Origin of the sequence: Pseudoalteromonas sp. SR43-3, from assembly GCF_014163875.1 — a bacterium.
Lineage (GTDB): Bacteria > Pseudomonadota > Gammaproteobacteria > Enterobacterales > Alteromonadaceae > Pseudoalteromonas > Pseudoalteromonas distincta.
This window is the reverse complement of sequence record NZ_JACJEC010000003.1, coordinates 33,142-58,449: the sequence shown is the minus strand read 5'-3', so window position 1 is coordinate 58,449 and position 25,308 is coordinate 33,142. Positions and strand designations below refer to the sequence as shown.

The following is a 25,308-nucleotide window of genomic DNA, read 5'->3' as shown; positions in this document are numbered from 1 at the left end:
TTAGAGTGATTTATATATCACAATAGAGTTTTAATGGTTAGGCTTAGGTTTCATCTGGCAGCCCGCTATGAGCGATAACCGGACACTGAAAAAGTTAAATTTATTCCTGTGTTTTAAGTAGAAATCTAATTTTGTCCAATAACATTATTAAACGCCGTTTTGGGGCAAAATAACATGCTTAATTCCTAGCTGTTTTAATTACTTGTTTACAAAGGTAATTATTGGTGAAATTATCAGGGTATGTAATATACGCCGTTTCGGTGTGTTATAAACCACCAAAATGGTGTTCAATAAGCTGTTAGCTGTTTTGCTATGTTCTAGGCTTTTTTCAAATAAAAACATCGACTTTCTTTTTGTCGGTTAACAATAAAGCAGCCTTTTCTTGATATAAATCAAAAGTATCGTCTGATATAAATTTATCAAACGTATTAATTATTTCTTTCATGTAAGAGGCTCTTACTTGATAAGTCTGACGTTCAGGATATTCTTTAGCAAGTCCATCTAATTTCTCTGAACTATTAGAAAAATACTCCATAACATTAATTTTTTTATCAGGATCTACATCCCCTCCACCATAAGAAAGGATCCTAAGTTTAGACTCTAAACTATTCATATCTTCTCTTTTTTTGGATATTATGGGGTTTCCTGACTTACCTAATCTAACTGGTTCATCACTATCGTATTTTTGTGTGTATTCTCGTTCCATTTCATTCACATTTTTAACAATACTATGAAGTTCTTTTATACTCATATTAGAAAAGTTGAGCTCTTCTTTTTTAAATACTTTTTCATATGCACTTCCCTCAATTAATGATGAATCAAAAGCATTATTGTCTTTTTTTTCTTTAACTTTAGGATCAAGGTGAGTTGTGTTTATATTAATTTTTAAGCCACTTTCGCTTGTTTTAGTAGAAAAGCTTTTTATTTTTTCATCATCACTGTTTGTAAAAATAGATATTTTACTTTCAAATAGAGTAGGTAGTAGATTGGTGCTGATTTTCATAAAAATCCTTTTTCATATGTCGTTTTCTTTTATCGACATAATTTTATAAAACTTAAGCTTTTATTTTAGATTGTTTTCTATTAACGACTCATAGGGCTGAGTCGTTAATAGAAAGTTTAACTAGCCACCAGATCTTACTTCATAAGTAATTCCACCATAAGTAGATCCAGTTGTTGTTTTATTTTCAACTTCCCAATAATAAGTGCCTGCATTAAAGATAGAAGTGGAAACTGCTACGCTATATCCGCCAGCAACTCTATCTCCATTGCTATCAACCAAAGTCACTTTGAAATCATGTCCGTCATAGTTTCTTAAAATTGCAAAACTGAATCGCCCCGTGTTTGCCAGAGACTCAATAACTTGAGAAACTGGAACTATGAAAAAATCAAATCGCTATACATCAGAATTTCGTGAACGTGCAATTAGGCTTGTTACCACACAACAGCATGAATACCCTTCTCTTTGGGCTGCGCTAGTATCGATTTCAGATAAACTGGGATGTACCCCAGAAACACTTAGAGCATGGGTCAAGAAATCTCAAGCTCAACCGTCTAAACCCTCTTCTAATACGCAATCAACTGAAGAACGCCTTGCCGTCTTAGAGCGCGAGAATAAAGAGCTCAAGCGAACGAATGATATCCTGAGGCAAGCTGCCGCTTTTTTCGCCCAAGCGGAGCTCGACCGCAAACAGAAGTAATAGTGGATTTTATTGATGCTTGCAGAGAGCATTACGGTGTCGAGTCAATTTGCAAGGAATTGCCGATTGCACCATCAACGTATTATTCTCATAAACAGATACAAAGAGAGCCTGAGCGACTGTCTAACCGCAAAAAGCGTGATGCTGAGCTGATAATACTCATTCGCGAAGTGTGGGAGGATAATATGTCAGTTTATGGTGCAAGAAAAATATGGAAGCAGCTACAGCTTGACGACCATCAAGTCGCCCGCTGTACAGTCGAACGATTGATGCGAGTTATGGGAATTCAAGGTGTTCGTCGGGGTAAAGCACATAAGACAACGATACCTGACGAGCAACAAGATAAGCCACTTGATTTAGTTAATCGTCAATTTACTGCTGAGCAGCCAAATCAACTTTGGGTAGCTGACATCACCTATGTTGCCACATGGAGTGGGTTTGTTTATGTCGCTTTCGTGATAGATGTTTTTTCACGATACATTGTAGGTTGGCGTGTATCAACGACAATGCACACAGAGCTTATTCTTGATGCGTTAGAGCAAGCTATTTGGCATCGTGGCAACCCCGAAGGGTTAATTCACCACAGCGACAGAGGCAGCCAATATTTGTCTATACGATACACTGAGCGACTTGCTGAAGCTGGAATTCAAGCGTCTATAGGCAGTGTGGGTGACTCTTATGACAATGCATTGGCTGAAACAATAAATGGATTATTTAAAACAGAGATTATTCGCAGAAATGGCCCGTGGAAGAATGTTGATGCTGTTGAATACGCAACGTTAGAGTGGGTCAATTGGTTTAATAATCAACGCTTATTATCTTCAATTGGGTATATTTCACCAGCTCAATATGAAACAGACTACTATGATAATTTAAACGAGTCAGGTAAAGTGGCCTGACTTAAACAAACTGGTCTCCGATGAACTCGGGGCGATTCATTTGTATACATTCGACAGCGTGCCTATTATCTCATTTTGTCATACACAGTTTTCATCTAAAATAACCTGTTGCGCCTTTAAAAATAGGCGTATACGCTTTGTTTACACCCGTATACATCAGAGGTATTTTAGAATGGCTATTCTAAGCATCCGAATTGACGATAAATTAAAAGAGTCTTTAAGTAGTGAGGCGCAAAAGGAAGGTATTTCTTTATCTGAATATGTGAAGAAATCACTGGAAATTAAGAGCGTTGATACTCATATACTAGCAACAGAGAAAAACTTAAAAAGCTCTGTTGATAGTATTAAAGATTTAGCGCTCGTCTCTCAGGAGACTGTACACGAAGTTGAACTAAATATTCAGCGGCTAAATGAATCGCTTAAAAATGCAAATCACTTAAAAGAAATCAAAAAATTGAAATGGATATTGATTTCTATATCCCTCATCTTTGTATCAATCTCGATCCCAATATTTCACTTTAATATTGCTTATTTCAAAACCTTCTTTTATTAGGCTTTATCCTGAATAATTTAAGGCCTATGAGCCAAGCCTATTAGTAAATATTCCAGTTACCGGAAAGCCTTTGCCGTCCAACACCTCTGTATTAAGCTTTTCACTTTACGATGAATTACCTTCAACAACTTAATTTAAATAAACTTTTTAAAGGCGTTTTCAAAAGACTATAAGTGTATAATTATGGCGCAGGTTTTGCAGTTAATATCACTCATACGATCATACTAAGGAAAAGAACCTATGCGAGTTGATGCAAACGTACATTATTTTAATGGGAACCAGCGTACCAAGCCTTCAACAGAGGCCTCAACGTCATTTTCGGCTGCATTAACAGCAGCACAAACAGACAATGATAAGACTGACAGCAGCACAAAACAGGCGGATTTCACTAGTATGACCCGGCAAGAAATGCGGGACTGGGCCAACACTCAAATCCGCAATGGAGAAATGTCTCTCGATGACGGCAGGCCTTTCATGGCTATGACTATGAAAATACCCGTAAATGGAGGCGAACTGGCAGGTGCACACAGTGATGAAACACGATATAACTTCATTCAAAAAACGCGTGATGGCATCCAAGGCGCACTGTCACGCAATGACGAGACTACTTTGAAGATGTTAGAATCAGCTATGTCTATCATGCAAGACAAAAGTACTGGTGTTAACATTCGTATTTAGAAATATAAAAAGGCCAGAATGTCTGGCCTACATCATTAATAAATCAAAGAATACTGATCTGGACTGACATAGTATTCCATGGCGAATTAGTCGAAGTATTTTGGTATTTGAATAATCCGTTTTGATGACCATCGACATTGTATTCATTGAGGAAACCCACGACAGTTTGCCCAGCGGTACAAGGCCATGTGTAATTACTACCAGTCACACAAACAGGCGTACTTGAGTACATTGTGGAACTCGGAAGTAACCCACCGTTCATCCAAGCAATATGATTATAACCATAACCAATTTCTAAAACAGCAGTACGCAGCTGCTCTCCCCCATGATCACATGCAGTTGTTGTCATACCAACAGTGGACTCCCACCCACAATCAGTTGAACCAACAGCATATACCCACATTGAAGATAGCGGCGGAGCTGATGCTCGAGCCATTAATTCAGACTCCATGCGGATGTTTTTGATTTCGGCAGGAGCTGGAGCATTCTGACTAGTGAGTACAGGAAGGGAGGTAATTACTTGTTGACTGCGCGGAACTTCCTCAGCATAACTCATATTACTTACACCAGTTGCTATGACTACAGATAGCAGGCAATTAATTAAATTTATTTTCATAGTCCTTGAATTTCCCTTTTAATATCAATTGAAAGGTATTCATAGTTCACGCCTTTAGCATTGTCAAAAAATGAAAACATAATGATAAATAATTAATTTTTATATTTGTTAACTGATAGCAGAAAATCAAACACAAGACCTTCATCCAACAACTGAGTTTCACCGGTGAAACTTTAATTTTAGCGGCTAAAATAATGGGGTATCACACTTTGACCTGCAATACCCCCTACCTAACAATTAACCTATTAAACTTATAACCAATTGGGCTACAGAAATTAGGGAAATTAAATTAATAGAAAACCTTCCTTCTACTTTCACTTTATAATGAATATCTATTTTCATTCGCGTGCTCATTAATATTGATAGTGCCCCAACCGCAGTGTAATCTTAAATTGCCGTAAAAGATTGGCGGTTAGAACGTGGCATCCATGCCATTTTACTATCGTTGATTTTCAACCAGGCCTCGTGCCTGGTTACCTTCATTTTTTATGTTTCTTTGATACTAACAAAATTTTTTAACTATCTGCGGCGCTGAAAAAATTAACCTGTCGCCTTAGTTCCGCTTAATCATAATTTAACGCATAGCACTTTTACGAATAAGCAAAAGGTGAGTATTTATTAAAATAATTGCCGGTGTATCTACCATTTCACATTAAAAACAGGTGCGGCGGCACTCTAGGTTACACTGTCGTATTAACCTAGAGGCCTTGCCATGTAAGCGCTAATAACGAATTGCACACGGGAAAGTTACACGCGTGATGTGAACGGTACTTTTGAACGGACTCGATAAAGTTATTGAATAAACAGGTCTGATAAACACAGCCGTACGTATTGCTATCTGTGCGTTGCTAATTTAGAAAAGTCCCTGACACGTTTCTGTCCAAAAACGAGCTTAACCGACCGTCTGCTTCTCGCTCTTTTGAGGCATTCGCCTCAACACGTTTTGGGGCATAAACAAGTTACGCTTGAATAACCTATCAAGACACATATGCGACTGTCAGGCTTGTTTTAATCACACGAAGCTAATCTGATGACTTACCGTTTGAATCTACACTTTAATACTCTTAATTGAGCCTAAGCTCGTGCAGCTTACTTTACTATTGCGAATTCAGGACCTATTAGCATATCTTCAGGATCTAATGCATTTGGGTTATAGGATGAGCTTTTAATCACCTCATAAATAACAATATCTTTAGCATCTTGTTCAAAAGGGTTTTTTAACTCCAATGGCTCTTTGTCATTAAAAAAATCAAACTTTTCATAAGCAGTTATAAAATGTTTATTTTCAAGATACTCGTTACAACTCAATGCTAATTTTAAAGCTTCTGATAGTAGGTGTTTGAGAGCTCTATTCTGCCCTCGACATGCAGCAAATAACGCCATTGTGGTATGCCTATTTTCAAGCTTGGGAGGCGTATCAAATGGCATTTTCTTAGCTAACCCCATCAAATATTGGCGAAAGTACTTGCTGTCATTTTTTAGGCTAAAGTATTCAAGTTTTCTTTTTCTAACTAAGCGAGAAGCCCATTGTGGTTCTTCAGCTATTTTTGCAGCCCAAGGCATACCAACCAGTACTATTGGCACTTTGGCTTCTTCACTAACAAACTTTAATGCATTCGCAATTTGTTGCCGCTCTTGTATGCTTTTAAACTCTATTAACTCCTGAAACTCATTAATGATGAGTAACTCAACTTGAGCTTTAATTAAGCTCTCTACAAGCTTTTTAGTAAGGTCTGTTTTGTAGCCTCGCTTTTTAATTTGACTAGTTCCAAATAGCTCCAGATCTGCCAGCATTTGGACTAAAGTAGCATCTAAGCCTTTCCCCCTAAATATACGACTTATTAGCACTGGCATAGTGTTTCGGCTATAACTCTGTGTAGCTAGAACTCTTTTTTTGTAGTGATTAATGGTATGGTTTTTTCCAACTCCTGTATCACCAATTAATAGCATACACTGTTGGTCTGTTTGGAATTTACGGTTTAATCTCAGCTCATCAAAGTCATTAAAAATTGTTTTAATTTGCGTGTGCATAACAATGCAATCGCTAAAGTTGTGCGACTGTTCTATCTGTATTTCTGTTAAGGCATTCATTCAAATGCCTCTAAGTCATCATCCCAATCATCAAATAAATCGTTACCTATATTTTTTTGTACTGGGTCTGCACTTTCTTCAGAGATTTTAATAGTCCCTTTGCCTGTATTACTTACATCGGCTATTTGAGCTTGCTTTTTGACAGTTGTTATTTTTGCTTTAGTTTTTGATTCAATGAAAGCTTCTTGCTCTTGTTTTACTCGCTCATGAATAGCCATGCGAGCTTTAGCTAAGCCCAGACTATCTTTAGATTCCCTAATCATTTCTCTATTAATTTTTTTTATTGTTTTATGCTCATAGATACTTAACCCGTCCGTATAACCGGTAGGGTCTGTACACGGTACTTCTAGGTAGCTTTCCAGCTCTTCTAAGTAAACATAAATTTTTGAAATATCATCAGGATCAACTTTAATCAGTTTTTTTATAGTTTCTTTTGTTTGCGGATAATGTTTACGATAATCAGCCAAAGCTGTTGAGTCATACATTAATTCTTGATATTTAAACCCATTTCTCGTTAAAGTTCTTGAGTCGGAGATGCGCATTAACATATCAAAGCGCGCTTCATCTTCTTCACTCATAGTTAAAGGGGGATATGCATCAAACCCTTGTTGCCAACGTTTAATTGGGATTCGAGTTTCACGTGAGTTACTATCTTGATGGTAAATATCCACAATCCAGCGGTGAAATTCTTCTACAAACGTTGAAAAACGCATGATCGCATCTTTCTCAGGTTTATATTCTTCTTTTTCTAAAATATTTGAGAATGTTTTCCCTGGCAGTTCTGGTAGGAAATATTCATTAACCACTCCGAAAAAGCGCTCTATAAAAGGTTTTAGCCAGGGCTTGCGTACCTGATTATATTGAACGTTTATTTTTGATTCCTCACAAGCATGTTCTAAGTTGTAGGACCAAAACTCAGCCCCATTATCTACAACTAAATTTTCAAATTTACCAAAGCAAGGCCAATCATTTTGTAGTTCTATATTCAGACCATCAAGTGATTTTGGCTTAATTGCATGAGTAATAGCCTTAGCAGCAGATACGTACGAAGGAGATTTATAACTAAGATGAAAACCAAGAACACAACCGCTAAATACATCGATAAGTAATGTTAGGTAAGGCCTTCCTATAGGGATAAGTAACTCATCATCAAGTAGGATCAAATCAAGTGGTGTATGATCAATCTCTACACGCTCTAGAATTCTTGTCGGAGGCACGTGTGCTGAACAATAAGCAAACCATTGATCTGCTTTAAATTTACCATGCCTTGCAACCGCAACCGCATATGGTGGCATTGCTTTGATTCTTTTATTAAAGGCATTGTAGGATATTATTGGAATCTTGCCTTCAACAATACTCTCATTTTCAATAATAATTAAGTCTTTGTAGTACTGGTATGCTGTTGCAACAGTAGGTCTTTTAGCATCTAAAAATCGCTCTAATGCTTTATCAAAAAACGTATCATCCCCTTCTATACGGTTGGTTCTGTTTCCCATTTTATGGTTTTTATCAGCAAGGGAGGCAATATCCCCGTTGCTTTCGATGTATTTTTTACGCCAACGAGCAACAGTCCGCCAATTTGGCCTACCTTGTGTATTCTCTTTAAAAAGCTCATCTAAAATAGGATCTAAATTTCGTTGGGTCCACCCACGTGAAAGCTTTTTATCGATAGAGCTAATTAGCTTATACCTTTGTAACGCTTGGTTTTTTAAAGCAACAGTAAAGGTATCCAAATCACGCTTGATTAAGTTGGCATCATCTAATTTGACATATTGAGTGGGCGTTTGTGGTTTTAATGGCGCTAATGATTCATCAAATTCATTAAAAAAGTCAGTCATGGTGTAGCCCATAATGTTGGATTATTAGTTAAATCATCACACCCTAGATCAGCCTTAACCAATCCTTTATGCATTAACCCAAATATAAAGGAGCGTGTTTTACCAATTGGTAAACCAATCTGAGAGCTTATATCATTTAACTTAATTACCCCTGATTTATGAATAAAACTGAGCAACTCATTTTGAATGCTACTGATACCATAAACACCTGAGTAGCGGTGTAATAGTTTTAAGTTGTTTAATATTGGGTTTACCCTAATTTGCCTATCAGTTACTAAAATAAGATCAATTCCCATTTTTAATGATGCAGCCCTTTTAGCCGCAAATTCAGCTCTAAATAGTGGAGAAGCAATTTTAGAATAGGGCTTATATTCGTGGTATTTTTGGGTTTTATCTGTATATGAAATCAGTGCATCTGGTGTGTAAGGTAAGCTTTTACCCATAAACTCATATTTAAAGCCTTCAGGCTGACTCCCAAAACTTTCTATCAAGTCGTTATATTCATGATGAAAACATGCATCAAACTCTAATGTGCTCTCACACATAACTACACTACTAACTTTAGTGCTCGCAAATTTAAATACATTTTTATTTGGGGATGGCTTTCTTAAATTGCGTATATACATGGCTGAAATAGCTGTTTTTATTTTTATTGTATACAGACTATACAAATAAAAATAGATTATGTCACACTATGGTTTAATATAAATTCAACACATTGATTTTAATACCATTAATTATTATTATCATTTTTAATAAGGGGCTTTATGTCAAAGTATGGCTTTAATTATGTCAAGGTATGGTTGTATTATGTCAAACTATGGTTGCAGCGACAAAACCTCGCGCAGGTTTACCTAACGCTAATAACGCTTTTTAAACCATTGCTGCCTTTACATAGACATCAAAACGGTTCTTTTTGGTTTTAATTTGCATACTTGGGGTTTTGTCATTTAAAAATGGGGCGTAATCGGGGCGTTTTACTACTACGCGCTTACTGGCGAGTGGGTAGGCGAATTCGAGTAAATCGTCAGCGTCGGTATCTGCACCAACAAGCTCTTGAAATACACGCATTTCTTTTTTAACTAATGCTGATTTTTCGCGGTGCGGGAACATAGGATCTAAATAAACCACATCGGGCATGCTTTCACATTGCGATAGTAGGGTATGGCTTGAACCAAATATTAGGCTCATATTTTCTTTCATCCACAAACCAATTTCAATATCGCTATAGGCTCGCTTTAAGCCATCGTATAAAAGTGCAGCTACAACCGGGTGACGTTCATGTAATATAACTTTGCACCCTAGCGAGGCAAGTACGAAGCCATCTCGCCCAAGGCCTGCGGTAGCATCAAGTACAACAGGCGTTGCACCTTTATTTAAACCAACCGCTTTGGCAATAGCTTGCCCTTTACCACCGCCAAACTTGCGCCTATGGGCAGCAGCACCGGTTACAAAATCAACATTAATTGCACCTAGTTTAGGCTCATCGGTTTTAAATAGGCTCAACCCTTTATCGTCGTAATGTAAGCTAAAGCCACAGCAATTTTGCGCCCATTGGGCTAAACCAAAGCGTGTTTCTAATTCATTTAAATAAGGACGTAACTCTTTAAAAGCACACTGAATAACCACAATAAACTCCGACGATAAAATACGCCTGTAGTATATCAACCGCTTTACTTTAAAGCACTAAAATAGCTCTATATCACTGTGATGATTCGTATTGACCTTTGCGGCTTCCGCTTTAGTGCGTAAATTAGATATAAGTTCATTGCGGCTTTCGGCAACTTGTTTAAGCTGATATTTGATAAAGGCTAAATCGCTATTAGCCGATACAAATAACTGCATTGTTTGATCTAATTGAGATATATATAAAGTGAGATCGGCAGGATTTGCTTGTGTTTGTTGTAGCTTAATGGCGCAGTCAAGCTCATGTAGCTGCTCTATAAACACTTTAGTACTTTTGTTTTGCTCTATATTTTGTGTAGTTAACTGCTTAACAATATCTTGAAGGGCTGTACTTATTTGAGCTGCCTGCTCATAACTGCTTTCGCTTCTTTCCATGGTAATAACCTTCTCGTTAGTTACTTCTAATATATGCGGGAACAGATCTTTATAGCGCCCGTACAAAGCATCGTTATCAACTGGCATATTTTTTATTAAAAGGGATACTTTGGGGTAATTAATTATAGTACTACTACCAATATCAACAAATCGTTGAGCTTGTCTGTGTTGCTCCAGCAGCTCTTGCTCTAACGGGCAAACACCGCTTTGCTGGCTATAAAAAACACCTGTTCCTTGATACCAAAACACAACCACAACATCTAAATTTAAAGGAGCAAAAAAGGCAAAAAAGTGTTCACTCAACGATTGAAAGTTATTAGCGTGATAGCTTTGTCCAACGTAGCGCATTATACGGCCCATATCGCCCGACTCTGTCATCGCTATTTCCGCTGTTTTATTCGCTTTTGCTATATCCAGTTTTAGCTTTGCACATTGCTGTCGATATTCGTAAAGCACTTTTATACGCGCTATTAACTCTTCTGCGTTAAAGGGCTTAGTGATGTAATCAGATGCGCCAACACTATAACCTTTTACCCGATCGCTTAACTCTATTTTAGATGAGAGAAACATAACGGGAATATCTTGAGTGCTTTCACTGTGCTTTATCGCTTTACATACGTCATAGCCTGACATACCTGGCATTTCAATATCGAGTAAAATAATATCAGGGTTATATTTATTGGTTAGCCTTAATCCTTCATCGCCATCTTTTGCATGAATTATTTTACAAAACCCTGCTAAAGACTCTTCAATTATATGATGAACATATTTGTCGTCATCAATTGCTAATACCAACTTTGCCATGCCTTAATCCATTTTAATAGGTGTGCTAAAAGCATAGTACGACAGGATGAAATTACTAAAAATTATTAGATAATAATTTACAAATAATAAAAAAGCGCCATATAGGCGCTTTAATTTAGTTTGTGCTAAATATTAGTTTTTAAGCTGCAATACCGCTGTGGCGTAGTAACGCGTCAACATTAGGCTCACGACCACGGAACTTTTTAAATAATTCCATTGGCTCTTCACTGCCGCCTTTTTCTAAAATATTTTGCATGAAGGCTTGACCGGTTTGCGGGTTAAAAATACCTTCTTCTTCAAATTTAGAATAAGCATCAGCAGAGAGTACTTCAGCCCATTTATATGAGTAATAACCAGCGCTGTAACCGCCTGCAAAAATGTGGCTAAAGCCATGCTGAAAACGGTTAAACTCAGGAGGCTTAACGACCGAGGTACGGCTGCGTACGTCATCAAGTACTGCTTGAATTTGACACTCTTCACCCGCTTTATAATCATTGTGGATTTTAAAGTCGAATAACGAGAACTCAATTTGACGCAGCATTTGCATGCCTGAGTTGTAGTTTTTAGCCGCTAGTAGCTTATCAAGTAGCTCTTTAGGTAACGGCTCGCCCGTTTCATAATGACCTGAAATAAAGCTCAATGCTTCTTCTTCATAACACCAGTTTTCTAAAAACTGACTAGGAAGCTCTACCGCATCCCACGCTACACCATTAATACCCGCAACAGGGGCAGCATCAACTTGTGTAAGCATGTGGTGAATACCATGACCAAACTCGTGGAATAAGGTAGTCACTTCGTCATGAGTAAACAATGCAGGTTTATCGCCAACCGCTTTATTAAAATTACACACTAAATAAGCCACTGGAGTTTGTAGTTCGCCGTTAGCACGTACTTTACGACCCATACAGTCGTCCATCCACGCACCACCGCGTTTACGGTCGCGTGCATATAAATCGAGATAAAAACGTCCACGTAAGGTATTGCTGCTATCTACAATTTCAAAAAAACGTACATCTTTGTGGTAAGTATCAAAATCAGTAACTTCTTTTACGCTAATACCAAATAAGCGGTTAACGGTTTCGAATAAGCCACTTAATACTTTATTTGCAGGGAAGTAAGGACGTAGTACTTCATCTGAAATAGCGTATTTTTCTTGCTTAAGTTTTTCGCTGTAGTAACCAAAATCCCATGCCTGTAATTCAGAAATACCATGTTTTTGCTCAGCATAGGCTTTTAACTCTGCCACTTCTTGTTCTGCTTGTGGTTTTGATTTAGCAGCAAGGTCTTCTAAAAACGAGAATACTTGCGCTGGTGTTTCGGCCATTTTAGTTGCCAGTGACTTTTCAGCGTAGCTGTTAAATCCTAGTAACTGTGCAAGTTCATGGCGAAGCGCAAGCTCCTCACTCATAATCTCTGAGTTATCAAATTCACCAGCATTAGGGCCTTGATCTGATGCGCGCGTAGAAAACGCGGTGTAAGTTTCTCTGCGGAGTTCGCGGTTATCTGCATAGGTCATAATTGGTAAATACGACGGGAAATCAAGGGTAAATACCCAACCGTCTAACTCTTTACTTTTTGCTGTGTCAGCTGCAAGCGCTAAAGCAGATTCTGGCAAGCCAGCTAAGTCGCTTTCATCAGTAATATGCTTGTGCCAAGCAAGTGTGGCATCCATTACGTTGTTGCCAAATTTTGAGGCAAGTTCTGATAAACGCGCGCTAATTTCGCCGTAGCGTTTTTGCTGCTTCGGCGCTAATGCAATACCCGATAATTTAAAGTCACGAAGCGCATTAGTAATTGTTTTTTGCTGTGCTGTAGTCAGCGTTTTAAATTCGTCGCTGTTATAAAGCGTATTATACGCGTTGTATAAACCTTGATGCTGACCTACAAATGTTGAATATTCAGATATTAACGGTAAGCACTGCTCGTAAGCTTCACGTAATTCGTCGTTATTCATTACTGAATTTAAATGCGATACAGGGGAGAACATACGCGATAATTTGTCGTCGGCTTCTTCAAGGGGTAATACTAAGTCATCCCACGTGTACGAACCTTTCGCTAACACGTCATCAATGGCTTTACGACAAAGCTCAATACCGTCTTTTAGTGCTGGTACTACGTACTCAGGCTTTATTTTTGAAAATGGTGGTAAGCCTTCAAGGCCAATTAGTGGGTTGCTCATAAATACTCTCTTTGCGTTAATGCATTACGTTTTAAATTGGGTCTAAAAGTAAAAAAACAACTCAGCCGCTTCTAAGTTGTTTAATTTTAATAGGGTTGCTCTAAAGCAAAACACAAATAACCCATTAATGAGTCGGCCACTTTATAACGTTCTAGTACCGTATCAACTAGGTTATTACTGCATATTTGCTTTTGAGTAAGTGGGCTAATGGCTATAAAGTCTTTTCGTTTGAGCTCATCTATTAAGGGATGCTCTTTTTCAAAACCTCTTGGTGGGCGTTTTAGCGACTCTCCTGACATTTCAAAAATAGATTTAAATTGCTCATCATAAATTGCTTTTTTATAGCTATTTGGGTTTTCATCTATGCAGGTTCTAATTGCATTAAGCGCCTTTGATTCTGGTCGCCAAATACCAGCACCTACAAAACATTCGTCATTTGCTAAGTGAAAATAAAAACCAGGGGCGTGTACGTCTTTTCCCATAAAATGGCGAAATTGAATTCCTACATTAATTTTATATGGGGTTTTATCTTTACTAAAACGCGCGTCTTTATGGATTCTCATTAAACTACCGCCGACTTTTTTATCTGATGCGACAAAATGGCTAGAAACCTCAGCAAGTGGTGCTTGCATTTGCCTAATGAAATCTAAAGCGGGCTCTCTTACGTATTCCTCATACTGTGATTTATGGTCGTTAAACCAGTCTCTATTATTGTTTTGATCAAGCAGAGCAAGAAATTCGAATGTTTTTTTACTAAACATAGGTCACCTAAACACTCTTTATTTTTAAAACTTAATGTTATGCTAATGCGCATAAAACTCAACGCCTAAGGACATAAAATGACACAACACTTTGATTATATTGCAATCGGTGGTGGCAGTGGTGGTATTGCCTCTGCAAATAGAGCGGCAATGCGTGGCGCTAAAGTAGCACTTATAGAAGCAAAACACATGGGCGGCACGTGTGTAAACGTGGGCTGCGTACCTAAAAAAGTAATGTGGCACGGTGCTCAGGTTGCTGAAGCAATTAATTTATATGCCCCAGATTACGGCTTTAATGTTGAAGTTAAAGGCTTTGATTGGAGCAAGTTAGTAGAAAGCCGTGAAGCCTACATAGGCCGAATTCATAAAGGTTACGACAGTGGCCTTGCTAGCAATGGCGTTACTGTAATTAAAGGCTTTGCTAAATTTGTAGATAATAAAACAGTTGAAGTAAACGGCGAGCACTACACAGCCGATCATATATTAATTGCAGTAGGTGGACGCCCAAGCATTCCGCATATTGAAGGTGCTGAACACGGTATCGATTCAAATGGCTTTTTTGAATTAAAAGAGCAACCTAAACGCGTTGCAGTAATAGGCGCAGGCTACATAGCCGTTGAGCTTGCTGGTGTATTACATGGTTTAGGTACTGAAACACATTTATTTGTTCGTAAGCATTCTCCACTTCGTAACTTTGACCCATACATAGTTGAAACACTTGTTGATGTTATGGCTGCTGAAGGCCCTACTCTTCATACAGAATCTGTACCTCATAAATTAGTTAAAGAAGATGATGGCTCTGTAACGCTACATTTAGATAATGGCAAAACTCATAACGTTGACCAAGTAATTTGGGCCATTGGCCGCCAGCCAACAACAGATGCAATTAATGTTGCCGCTGCCGGCGTAGAAGTTAACAGCGATGGTTTTGTTAAAGTTGATGAGTTTCAAAATACCACAGCTAAAAATGTATACGCGGTTGGCGATATTATCGAAAACGGTATTGAACTTACGCCTGTAGCAGTTAAAGCAGGGCGTACTTTATCAGAACGCTTATTTAATAAAGAACTACCTGATGATTTAAAAATGGATTACAGCCTAGTTCCTACTGTTGTATTTAGTCACCCACCAATTGGTACTATTGGCCTTACTGAACAAGAAGCTATTTCTCAGTATGGCGAAGAAAACGTTAAGATTTACCAATCTGGTTTTACAGCTATGTACACAGCGGTAACTAAACATCGCCAGCCTTGTAAAATGAAACTTGTATGTGCCGGCCCAGACGAAAAAGTAGTTGGCCTACATGGTATTGGTTTTGCGGTTGATGAAATGATTCAAGGTTTTGCAGTTGCCATGAAAATGGGCGCAACTAAAGCTGATTTTGATGCCGTTGTTGCGATTCACCCAACAGGTTCTGAAGAGTTTGTAACGATGCGCTAGACGCTAAACTCTAAGCGCTCAATTATAAAAAGCCCTTGTTAAGTAATTAGTAAGGGCTTTTTAATGTTTGTTATATTTTGCACAACAAACCACTTAAAACGTCACATTAAAAACATCCGTTCAACATTAAAAAAACATCTAAGCCATTATTTTAACAGAAAAAATTTTAGACCGATAAAAAGGTTAAAAGTTTAAATTTTGTTTTGGCTTTAAAGTATTTTAACGATTAGAATCCCGCGCATTTATAGTTTCTCTTGGTTATTTATGTTTTTACTGCGATCTTTTATTTATTTATTATGCCTAGCGGGTGTTGCTCATTTAATTCAACTTGAAGGGTTTGAATTAAAACAGGATGCACTTTACAGTGAAGAAACTCTTACCGAACATATGCAAGATGTTTTAACTTTTTTAAGCTGTATTTTATTTTTTTATGCTTCGCGAATTAACTTTCAACTCAAAATACCGGCTGTATTACTAGCTGCGTTATCGGCAATGATGTTTGTGAGAGAGTTTGATACCTACCTCGACTTATACTTTTTTGATGGCGCTTGGCAAAGTATCGTCTATTCAATTTTAGCTGGCGTGTTTGTTTATTTAATAACAAACAGAGGAAGTATTTTTAACGCTTTAAAAGCCTATAGCCTCACTCCTAGTTATGGAATTTGCTTATCAGGCATGGTTACTTTACTCGCATTTTCGCGAATGATGGGTAAAGGCGCATTTTGGCATTCAGTAATGGGTGATGACTATGTACGTGCGGTAAAAAACATTGTTGAAGAAGGTATAGAAACGCTTGGCTATACTTTGATTTTTATTTCAGCCATTGAGCTTGTACTCATATGCCGAAAAAGAATGGCTAAAAATCACAAGCATCGCACTGATCAAGTAACTCAATAACGTAGCTAAATTTTTTATTGGTTACTTTTTTACACTAAATTTGCTAATTGGTTTAATAAATCAATATACTGAGCCTGTTTTTATCAACTCACGTTTAATTGGATACCATGACTAAAGATATATTGCTGCATCCGTTTCTTCTTTCAATTGTAATGATCACAATTGCATTTGTACTAAAAGTGCTTGTTGATAAGTTTGCTAAAAGTCGCGCAGAAAAAAAAGAAAAAGACATCCGTTACATCGCACACAATATTAAGCACTTTATTAATTTTGTAATGATGATATCGCTGCTATTTGTGTGGTCGACCGAAATTCAAAACTTTGCACTTTCTATTGCTGCTTTTGCCGTGGCGATTGTACTTGCAACGCGTGAGTTTATTCAGTGCGTAATAGGCTTTTTTTACCTCGTAACAACTCGCCCGTTTAGAGTGGGTGATTGGATACAAGTAGGTGATTACTTTGGTGAAGTAGCTGAAACGGATTGGATAAAAACAACCATGCATGAAATTGATATACATACTTATCAATTTTCTAGAAAAACCATATACATACCTAATAATAAGCTGATCACCAGCTCTATTAAAAACTTAAACTTTGTAAAACGCTTTGTTACACATCATTTTATTATTGTCCGAAGAGAGAGCTTTAACCCTTACCCTATTCACGACACACTCACTGAGCAAGCTAAACTGTACTGCGAAGAGTTTCAAGAAGTAGCAAGCCGTTATAATTCGATGATTGAGCGTAAACTTGATGCAAAAATATCTGGCCCAGAGCCGGTAATTCACTTTGGTACAACCGATTTAGGTGAATTTAAAGCAAGCTTTACCTTGTTTTGCCCGACAGAAAAAGCGCTTGAGATAGAGCACAAATTAACAGAGTGCTTTTTTGCGTTATGGTACAAAGAGGCTGAAAAGAATAAAGAAGGTGAAGGAGAGGCATAAACCTCGCCTACACAAAGTAAAAATACAAATCGTAGGTGCGAATTTATTTCGCGCTCTATTTCTAAGTCTGTATTTAAAAAGCGAGGTGTAAAACCTCACCTACCCAAAGTAAAAATGCAAATCGTAGGTGCGAATTTATTTCGCGCTCTATTTCTGAGCCTATATTTAAAAAGCGAGGTGTAAAACCTCACCTACAATAAACATCAAGCACGTAGGTACGAATTCACTTCGCGCTTGAGTAATATTTAAGCTGTACCACCGACCGTTAACTGATCAATTTTAAGGCTTGGTTGGCCTACGCCTACCGGTACGCTTTGACCATCTTTACCACAAACACCAACACCTTTATCAAGTGCTAAGTCGTTACCAACCATAGATATTTGCTGCATTACTTCTGGTCCATTACCAATAAGCGTTGCGCCTTTAATTGGCTGGGTAATTTTACCATTTTCGATTAAATACGCTTCTGATGCGCTAAATACAAACTTACCTGAGGTTATATCAACTTGTCCGCCGCCAAAGTTAGGCGCGAATACCCCTTTTTTAACTGAGCTTATAATATCGGCTTGGCTGTGCTCACCACCTAACATGTAGGTATTAGTCATGCGAGGCATTGGTAAATGCGCATAAGACTCACGACGTGCGTTACCGGTAGGATTTACACCCATTAAACGCGCGTTTAGCTTATCTTGCATATAGCCTTTTAAAATACCGTTTTCGATGAGTACGTTGTAAGCGGCTGGTGTGCCTTCATCATCAACATTAAGTGACCCACGGCGATCAGCCATAGTGCCATCATCAACAACAGTACACAGCTCAGATGCTACTTTTTGGCCCACTTTACCACTAAAAGCAGACGCGCCTTTGCGATTAAAGTCGCCTTCAAGTCCATGCCCTACCGCTTCGTGTAAAAGCACGCCAGGCCAACCATTGCCAAGTACAACTTCCATCGTGCCTGCAGGTGCATCAATAGCTTCAAGATTTACTTTAGCTTGGCGTACAGCTTCTTCAGCAAATTCCATCCAACGCGGTTTACCATCAACAAGCTCTTTAAAATAGCCATAATCTAAACGTGCACCACCGCCTGCGCCGCCGCGTTCACGGCGACCATTTTTTTCAAGCAGTACTGAACAGTTTAAGCGAATAAGTGGGCGAATATCGGTGGCAAACGTACCGTCACTAGCTGCGATTAATACTTCTTCGTATACCGCAGACATTGAGCTAATTACTTGCTCTGCATCTGGTGCAAGCTCTCGAATGTAGTTTTCAAGTTCGCGTAATAAATTAACCTTGTCGGTATCGCTCATACTCGAAATTGGTTGATGCGGTGCAAACTGCTCTTTAGCTTTAACATCGCTAAATACTTTAATTGCTCTATCTTCGCCAGCATCGGCAATGCTACGCGCTGCTGTTGCCGCTTTATTTAGCGCTTCAAGGTTTATTGCATCAGAGTAAGAAAAACCTGTTTTTTCGCCGCTTACAGCACGTACACCAACACCACGTTCAACGTTATAAGAACCTTCTTTAACTAAGCCGTCTTCAAGCACCCATGATTCGTGGTGGCTTGATTGAAAATATAAATCGGCGTAATCCACTTTATGCTGATGTATGTAAGCGAGCGTTTTTTCGAGCTCTTCTCTATTTAGCTGGCTGTCTTGTAGTAAATGCTGTTCAACCGAATTCATAATAAATGCTCTCTAAATCGTTGATGAGACTGCACGGGCATATCTCGTCTAATTTTTTGTAACTGGTCTAAATCTGCGTTGCAGCTTATAAAACCGGTGCCTGTTGGCAATTCACTCAGGGTATTGCCCCAAGGCGAAATAATAATACTGTGGCCAAATGTTTGTCGGCCATTTTCATGTGTACCGTACTGAGCAGCTGCAACTACATAACATTGTGTTTCTATTGCGCGAGCTGCTAATAGCGGTTGCCAATGCGCTTGCCCTGTAGGGACTGTAAATGCACTGGGTACTAAAATAATATCGGCGCCTTGGCGTACTAGTTCGTTAAATAAGCCACTAAAGCGCAGATCATAACATACTGTTAAGCCAATTTTACCAAAGGGAGAATCAACAACCACTACATCGCTTCCAGCTTGGGTAAAATCTGACTCTCGATAGCTACCTGTTTTATCATCAACGGTTACATCAAATAAATGTATTTTGTTATACGTTGCAACCAGCTTGCCTTGATTATTATATAAGTGCGATGCTGCGTAATACTTATGTTCGTTAAATGGCTCAGGCATTGTGCCTGCATTTAACCAAATATTATGGTGTTGGCACAATTCACTAAGTTGTAATTTGTATTGCTCAACTTGCTTAGCAACACGTAACGTATCGTTACCAGTTTTACTAAACACTAAAAAAGCCTCAGGCAAGCAAACAAGTAATGGTCTTGTTGCTGGCAGGGTTTTAAGTGCGCGCTTTAAGCTTGTTATGTTGTCATCAGGGCTTAGCCCTGAACACATTTGTAGGGCAACTATTGTGGGTGTGCTTATGCTTGCTGTTTTGTTCATTGCGTTACTGTTACTTGTGCATCTTTAAGTTTTAAATCGACTGATGCTTGTGGCTGATTTTGCGCAGCTTGAGGTAGTGTAACTTCACGACTTTTTCTGTCGAGTTCTTGAACAATAGGATCGTTCATTTTACCCGTTACTTTAAAATTGATCTCTGAGATGACGCGCGCAGAATGAATAACTTTATCAAGTGCTAAAGCAGCAAGCCCTGTTACTGGATTAACCATCCATGCCACTATAACCGGAATGCTTGAGGTTACTTGTGGCGCTACAGCAAGGTCGTAATCTATATCTAGCGTATTTAAATTTGCGTAGCCTTTAATAGTTAAATCGGCAGGCACACCATCCATTTTAGTATCTTTAGTGTAAGCGATACCGTTTTCTAACTGCATAGAGCCTTGCATGCTGTTATAAAAAAAGCCCTTTGAAAATACATCTCTAAAATCAAGTTTCAGTTTGCGTACGAGTGAATCAAGGCTCAACAGCGAAAATACGCGTGCACCACCATCACTTATTTCAGTTAAGTGACCTTCCCCTAAATCCCAAGTAACCTCACCACTTAAAGTTTTCACATCAAAATCATAAGGTGCTGCTTGCCAAGTAAGATCATAATTTAGATCAGCTTTAGAATCCTTAATTGCAGAGGTAATATCAAACTCGCCAAACAATGCGCCTATATCATCACTTTTAAGCTCACCACTTAGCGTTGTTAAACCATTTTGCCACTGCCCTTTAGTGCGCAGTACATGATCTCCTTTATCGATTACAAGTTCTGATATCGATAAGCGCTCGCCATCTCCTAATAATGACGCACTCACTTTATCAAGCTGGTAGCGATCAATTTTGCAGTCACTACATTCAAACTCAATGGCAGGTATTTTAGTAAGCCAGCTCAAGTCTTCCTCAGGAAGTACATCTGTTATTTCAATTAATTGCTCGCTAGGCTGTGCAAAATTAAGCCTTAAGTAATCGGCATTAATTCGTATAGGCTGGCTAGGCTGTGATGTAGGAATAAAAACCCCAGCTCTAAGTTCTTTAGCATTTAGCTTTAGGTATAAATCGTCTTTTGATGGTGCTAAACGCATTTCAAAATCATTAAAGATGATGTTACTCGCATCAAGCATACCTATATTTGCGACCACCTCATTAAGCGGTGGCATAATCCCTTTTGATTCTTTATCTGGATTTGCTTTACCTGCTTTAATTATTTGATCAATCAGATCAAACCAAGGCACTAATTCACTCTGCTCAAGATTTATATTTACGCTTAAGTCTTTTTGGTTTAATCCTAAATCTTGTTTTCCGAGCACAAAATGGGCATTACTAAACTGTGATTTTCCATTTTCTAAAATAGCATTAAAGTAAAACTGTTGATTAGCGTTTGCTGTAATGAGATTAGAAATATCATCACCTTGAACTACTGCATCAAGCGCCCACATTTGTTCGCTATTTTTATTATAAGGTGCGGGTAAGTTACTCGTTAAGCCAAGTAGTTCTGAGTTTACCTGTGCACGATAATTAAAGCCTTGTTCGGTAAAATTAAGTACTAAACCAATATCAACATCGCTTTGCCCGCTTAAATAATTTTTTAATATACCTTGCCCACTATCAATTAGTGTATCGGCGTCAATTTTGGCGTTTATATCTATGTTTGCTTGGTAGTTTTTAGCATCACTTTTACTGCTGTAATTAATATTTAGTGGCATACCCAACCACTTCGCAGTCGCATTTTTAAGTGTGATGTTGTCGTTTTTAAAATTAAGCTCGCCAGTTAAGTTTTTAAGCTCAATGCCTGGCGTTGCTATAAATACTGGCAAGTCATTTAAATTAACTTTGCCGCTAACACTGGCTCCGCCTTTAAACTTAGAGCCTACTAAAAGCTCAATACTGGCATCGGCTTCGCCTTTGCCCTGTACAACTTTAAAAATTTCAGCAAGAGGTTTGGCAATAGGTGTCGCTGCAAAAAAATCATGTAACTTTTCCATCTCTGCTTTTTTATCAATTTGCACAATAAGTTCATCAGCATTCATTAAATCTGCAATGCTCACCTGTACACTATTACCAATATCTAAATTAACCAACTTGCCTTGCTGGCTATATATGTCCATCCGCTCATTAGCAAAATGTAGCTGTACATTAGCATTAGTGACCGCTGGCCAATCAGGGTCAAACTCATAGGTTGCATTATCTATTTGTGCTAATACATCAAACTGACCACTACCATCAGTAAATGGGAAACCAGACAAAGGCCCTGCAAATAAGACCTGTGCTTTAGATACTTCTCCGCCTTTAATTGCACCATTTAAATAGCTAACAAGTTCAGGGCTCATCGCTTTTAATGGGAAGTAATGATCTGCAATATTGGCATCTGGAGCGAACGCTTCTGCGTAAAGATCTAATCGAGGATCATCTGTTAGACTAATTTGTAATTCTGCAGCAAGAGTAACTTCATCATTATCAAACCAGATATTGTCACTACTTATATGCCAGCCATCATCTCGCTTAGCTAAATCTAGCTCTACATTTAGCTGATTATAATTTATGTCGTTACTAAAGCTTTCGCCTGTGACTAATGTGCCACTTTCGCCAAATAAATTTATTCGACCAGTACTTTGGGTAAGTAAACCATTTACTCTAAGCCCTTGCGCTGCTGGTACCGATCTTAATTCTTGCCAGCCAATATTGTTAGCCTCAAACCATAATTGCCATTGCTGTGCATTAGAAAAACTTAAATAAGCTTGATCTATTTGCCCACTAGGTTGGCGTTCTAAAAATGGTTCAAGTGCATTAAAATTACTTAGCCCGGCTAGGTTACTCAGTAATTCAAAATCAACTTGATGCAGCCACACTTTATTTTGCAGCCCTAGTTGGGCTTCAAACTCTAAACTTGGCCATGCTTTATCGTTACTATTAAATGTTAAACCGGTACTTTTTAAGTGCCAGCTATTTTGTTCTGGATATAGATGGAATCCACCTTCACTCAAACTAACTTGATGGCTTTGCTCTTCTCGCTGCCAGCGTACAAAGCTTGGTAACCACTGCATTTTCACATCGCTTACAAAACCTTTATCTAGTTTTAGCCATGCTTGTAAATTAATATCGCTATGTAGTTGTTGTTTTTGCGTATTTATATATTGCGCTAACCAGTTAGATACATCGACCTTATTAGCCTGCACATAGATGTCGCCCGCAACCTGCTCTAGAGTATCCCCGGTAAGTGCTATGCGCGCGTCAAAGTCTCCGACCGAAATTCCCGGTAGTGCTAAGCTTCCACTGCCAAGGTGCTGCTCATCTTCATTTTGCCAAACAATGTTTTGAAGAAGTAATTTACGTTCTTTACCATCTTCTAAAATAAAGTTAATACTGGAATTTTCTATTGCAAAATGACCCGTTTCACCCAAAAACAGTTCTTCAATTAGCTCTTTTTGCTCAAAAGAAACTTCGTCGTTATCACCGGTTTTAAATAAGTTGGTGATATTTACACTGGTATGAAAACCATTAATAACAAAATAATTAGATCTAAGTTGCAGTGCTTTTAAGCTTTCCCATAGGTTTAGCTCTAAGCTGGTTTTAGCAATGGTGAGTGATATTGGCGCGGTTTCGTTATCTTTAAACGATAAATTTTCTAGCACTAATGCAGGACCACTGCCCTGCCAACTAGCTGATATTTCGCCAATAGATAAGCTTATTTCAAACTTTTCGTGTAAATAGCTTTCTATGTCACCTTTGTACTCGTTTGCATACGGGAGGGTATATTTTAAAATTGAAACAATAACGGCCAGTAATACCAAAATTATGGCGCAGGTCTGCCATAACTTTCTAAAACAAAAAAAACAGACCGCTTTTGCTTTCATTACATCATTACCACATCAAACTGTTCTTGGCTGTATAAGCTCTCGGTTTGAATATTGACTTGCTTACCAATAAATAGTTCAAGCTCAGCAAGGTTATGATACTCATCGTTTAGTAGGGCCTCACTTACAGCCGGCGCTGCATACACCATAAACTTGTCTGCTGCGTATGCTCGGTTAACACGCACTATTTCACGTAGTATTTCGTAGCAAACCGTTTCAACTGTTTTTTGTGAACCACGACCGGAGCATGCAGGGCATACATCACATAAAATATGTTCTAAGCTTTCGCGTGTACGTTTACGCGTCATTTCAACAAGGCCAAGCGCTGAAAGCCCATTAATATTCGTTTTAGTGCGATCTTTTGCAAGGGCTGATTCAAGTGAATGAAGCACCCGCCTTTTATGATCCTCACTTACCATATCGATAAAGTCGATAATGATAATACCGCCTAAGTTACGCAGCCTGAGCTGGCGGGCAATTGCAGAGGTTGCTTCTACGTTGGTATTAAAAATGGTTTCTTCTAAATTACGATGTCCTACAAATGCACCAGTATTAACATCAACAGTAGTCATTGCTTCTGTTTGGTCAATAATTATATAACCACCCGATTTTAGCGTAACTTTACGATGTAGTGCTTTTTGAATTTCGTTTTCAACATCAAACAAATCAAATATAGGCCTCTCGCCTGGGTAGTATTCAAGCACTTGAGAAAGCTGTGGAACAAACTCTTCAGTAAATAACTTTAGTTCTTCATAGCTGAGTTTAGAGTCAACGCGAATGCGCTCCATATCTTCGCCTACGTAGTCACGCAGGGTTCTAAAGGCAAGCGTTAAATCTTCGTGTAGGATACTGGCTTTACTCGTTTTTCTACGACGTGATGTTATTTTTTCCCATAATTTTCTTAAAAAGCCAGCATCGTGTCGTAATTCAGCTTCGCTAGCACCTTCGGCAGCTGTACGTACGATAAAGCTGCCATTTTCATCGCCATATTCTGCGACTATTTTTTTAAGACGTGAGCGCTCTTCTTCAGTTTCTATACGCTGACTAACCCCTACATGGGTCGCATCAGGCATAAACACTAAATAGCGAGAAGGAATAGTTATATCAGTGGTGAGCCTTGCGCCTTTAGTGCCTAGCGGATCTTTTACCACTTGCACCATAATGTATTGGCCTTGACGAACTAACTCTCTAATATCTTGTACTTTTTTTATTGGTACGTCGTCTACGCCTTCAACAATAGAGGCACTATTTACAATATCGGATGCATGCAAAAAAGCAGCTTTTTCAAGGCCGATATCAACAAAAGCAGCTTGCATACCCGGAAGTACACGGCTTATTTTTCCCAAGTAAATATTGCCTACAATACCTAGATTACCGATTCGCTCTAGCTGTATTTCTTGCAGTACACCGTTTTCTATTAGGGCAACACGGCTTTCGCTCGGTGTGACATTGATCAGTAATTCTGTACTCAT

At 38.4% G+C, this 25,308-nt stretch carries 20 protein-coding genes and 1 other annotated feature; of the genes, 6 read left to right on the top strand and 14 right to left on the bottom strand.

Annotated features, from left to right (window positions below; all coding sequences use genetic code 11):
* Positions 1–328 precede the first annotated feature (328 nt).
* Complete coding sequence (locus H5088_RS04775; protein ID WP_013463096.1) at positions 329–1,003, bottom strand: hypothetical protein; 675 nt, start codon at positions 1,001–1,003, stop codon at positions 329–331.
* Positions 1,004–1,123: 120 nt separating this feature from the next.
* On the bottom strand, positions 1,124–1,288 hold the full coding sequence (locus H5088_RS04770) for a hypothetical protein (RefSeq protein WP_157743020.1): 165 nt from the start codon (positions 1,286–1,288) through the stop codon (positions 1,124–1,126).
* A gap of 91 nt (positions 1,289–1,379) precedes the next feature.
* Between H5088_RS04770 and H5088_RS04765 the strand changes: the two genes are divergently transcribed.
* The 3 genes from H5088_RS04765 (at position 1,380) to H5088_RS04755 (ending at position 3,830) form a co-directional block, all read left to right on the top strand.
* Positions 1,380–2,599 (top strand): IS3 family transposase gene (locus H5088_RS04765; protein WP_236613520.1). Its coding sequence is split into 2 segments (ribosomal slippage): positions 1,380–1,668 and positions 1,668–2,599, totalling 1,221 coding nucleotides; the frame shifts between segments, so codons are not numbered across the junction.
* Positions 1,658–1,774: a sequence feature (AL1L pseudoknot), on the top strand. It overlaps the preceding gene by 117 nt.
* Before the next feature lie 172 nt (positions 2,600–2,771).
* Positions 2,772–3,152 (top strand): hypothetical protein, encoded by a 381-nt coding sequence (locus H5088_RS04760; protein ID WP_024606317.1) that lies wholly within the window; start codon positions 2,772–2,774, stop codon positions 3,150–3,152.
* A 240-nt stretch (positions 3,153–3,392) separates the two neighbouring features.
* The gene (locus H5088_RS04755; RefSeq protein ID WP_013463093.1) at positions 3,393–3,830 is read left to right on the top strand and encodes a hypothetical protein; all 438 of its coding nucleotides are present in this window, start codon (positions 3,393–3,395) and stop codon (positions 3,828–3,830) included.
* 43 nt (positions 3,831–3,873) lie between these two features.
* Here the strand turns inward: H5088_RS04755 and H5088_RS04750 are convergent, their stop codons facing one another.
* The 8 genes from H5088_RS04750 to H5088_RS04715 all read right to left on the bottom strand — a co-directional run bounded on the left by H5088_RS04750 (position 3,874) and on the right by H5088_RS04715 (position 14,180).
* Positions 3,874–4,446 (bottom strand): YolA family protein, encoded by a 573-nt coding sequence (locus H5088_RS04750; protein WP_013463092.1) that lies wholly within the window; start codon positions 4,444–4,446, stop codon positions 3,874–3,876.
* 1,089 nt (positions 4,447–5,535) lie between these two features.
* Complete coding sequence (locus H5088_RS04745; protein ID WP_182752309.1) at positions 5,536–6,537, bottom strand: TniB family NTP-binding protein; 1,002 nt, start codon at positions 6,535–6,537, stop codon at positions 5,536–5,538.
* Positions 6,534–8,375 (bottom strand): Mu transposase C-terminal domain-containing protein, encoded by a 1,842-nt coding sequence (locus tag H5088_RS04740; RefSeq protein WP_182752308.1) that lies wholly within the window; start codon positions 8,373–8,375, stop codon positions 6,534–6,536. Before H5088_RS04740 ends, H5088_RS04745 begins: the two co-directional genes overlap by 4 nt.
* On the bottom strand, positions 8,372–8,920 hold the full coding sequence (locus H5088_RS04735; RefSeq protein ID WP_259398085.1) for a TnsA endonuclease N-terminal domain-containing protein: 549 nt from the start codon (positions 8,918–8,920) through the stop codon (positions 8,372–8,374). Before H5088_RS04735 ends, H5088_RS04740 begins: the two co-directional genes overlap by 4 nt.
* A 328-nt stretch (positions 8,921–9,248) precedes the next feature.
* Positions 9,249–10,004, bottom strand: coding sequence for a class I SAM-dependent methyltransferase (locus H5088_RS04730; protein WP_182752306.1), 756 nt, complete (start codon positions 10,002–10,004; stop codon positions 9,249–9,251).
* A 57-nt stretch (positions 10,005–10,061) separates the two neighbouring features.
* Positions 10,062–11,240, bottom strand: a complete 1,179-nt coding sequence (locus tag H5088_RS04725) for a response regulator transcription factor (RefSeq protein WP_002958415.1) — start codon at positions 11,238–11,240, stop codon at positions 10,062–10,064.
* A 139-nt stretch (positions 11,241–11,379) separates the two neighbouring features.
* On the bottom strand, positions 11,380–13,419 hold the full coding sequence (gene prlC, locus H5088_RS04720) for an oligopeptidase A (protein WP_149602058.1): 2,040 nt from the start codon (positions 13,417–13,419) through the stop codon (positions 11,380–11,382).
* 86 nt (positions 13,420–13,505) lie between these two features.
* Positions 13,506–14,180 carry a DUF2461 domain-containing protein gene (locus H5088_RS04715; RefSeq protein ID WP_182752305.1) on the bottom strand — a complete coding sequence of 225 codons (675 nt, stop codon included), beginning with the start codon at positions 14,178–14,180 and terminating at the stop codon, positions 13,506–13,508.
* A 78-nt stretch (positions 14,181–14,258) separates the two neighbouring features.
* Between H5088_RS04715 and gorA the strand changes: the two genes are divergently transcribed.
* The 3 genes from gorA to H5088_RS04700 all read left to right on the top strand — a co-directional run bounded on the left by gorA (position 14,259) and on the right by H5088_RS04700 (position 17,461).
* Positions 14,259–15,620, top strand: a complete 1,362-nt coding sequence (gene gorA, locus H5088_RS04710) for a glutathione-disulfide reductase (RefSeq protein WP_039485720.1) — start codon at positions 14,259–14,261, stop codon at positions 15,618–15,620.
* Positions 15,621–15,884: 264 nt separating this feature from the next.
* Positions 15,885–16,517, top strand: a complete 633-nt coding sequence (locus H5088_RS04705) for a hypothetical protein (RefSeq protein ID WP_182752304.1) — start codon at positions 15,885–15,887, stop codon at positions 16,515–16,517.
* 107 nt (positions 16,518–16,624) lie between these two features.
* Entirely contained in the window at positions 16,625–17,461 is an 837-nt protein-coding gene (locus H5088_RS04700) for a mechanosensitive ion channel family protein (RefSeq protein ID WP_182752303.1), read from the top strand.
* 245 nt (positions 17,462–17,706) lie between these two features.
* Here H5088_RS04700 and tldD read toward each other — a convergent pair whose 3' ends face one another.
* Genes tldD through rng form a run of 4 tightly spaced genes read right to left on the bottom strand, consistent with a single transcriptional unit; the run spans position 17,707 to position 25,308 of the window.
* Positions 17,707–19,146: a metalloprotease TldD gene (gene tldD / locus H5088_RS04695; protein WP_182720205.1), complete on the bottom strand. Its 1,440-nt coding sequence runs from the start codon at positions 19,144–19,146 to the stop codon at positions 17,707–17,709.
* Positions 19,143–19,982, bottom strand: a complete 840-nt coding sequence (locus H5088_RS04690) for a carbon-nitrogen hydrolase family protein (protein WP_182752302.1) — start codon at positions 19,980–19,982, stop codon at positions 19,143–19,145. The genes tldD and H5088_RS04690 overlap by 4 nt, the downstream gene beginning before the upstream one ends.
* Complete coding sequence (locus H5088_RS04685) at positions 19,979–23,836, bottom strand: YhdP family protein (RefSeq protein ID WP_182752301.1); 3,858 nt, start codon at positions 23,834–23,836, stop codon at positions 19,979–19,981. Before H5088_RS04685 ends, H5088_RS04690 begins: the two co-directional genes overlap by 4 nt.
* A complete protein-coding gene (gene rng / locus H5088_RS04680) occupies positions 23,836–25,308 on the bottom strand; it encodes a ribonuclease G (protein ID WP_002958405.1) in 1,473 nt (490 codons plus the stop codon). The genes H5088_RS04685 and rng overlap by 1 nt, the downstream gene beginning before the upstream one ends.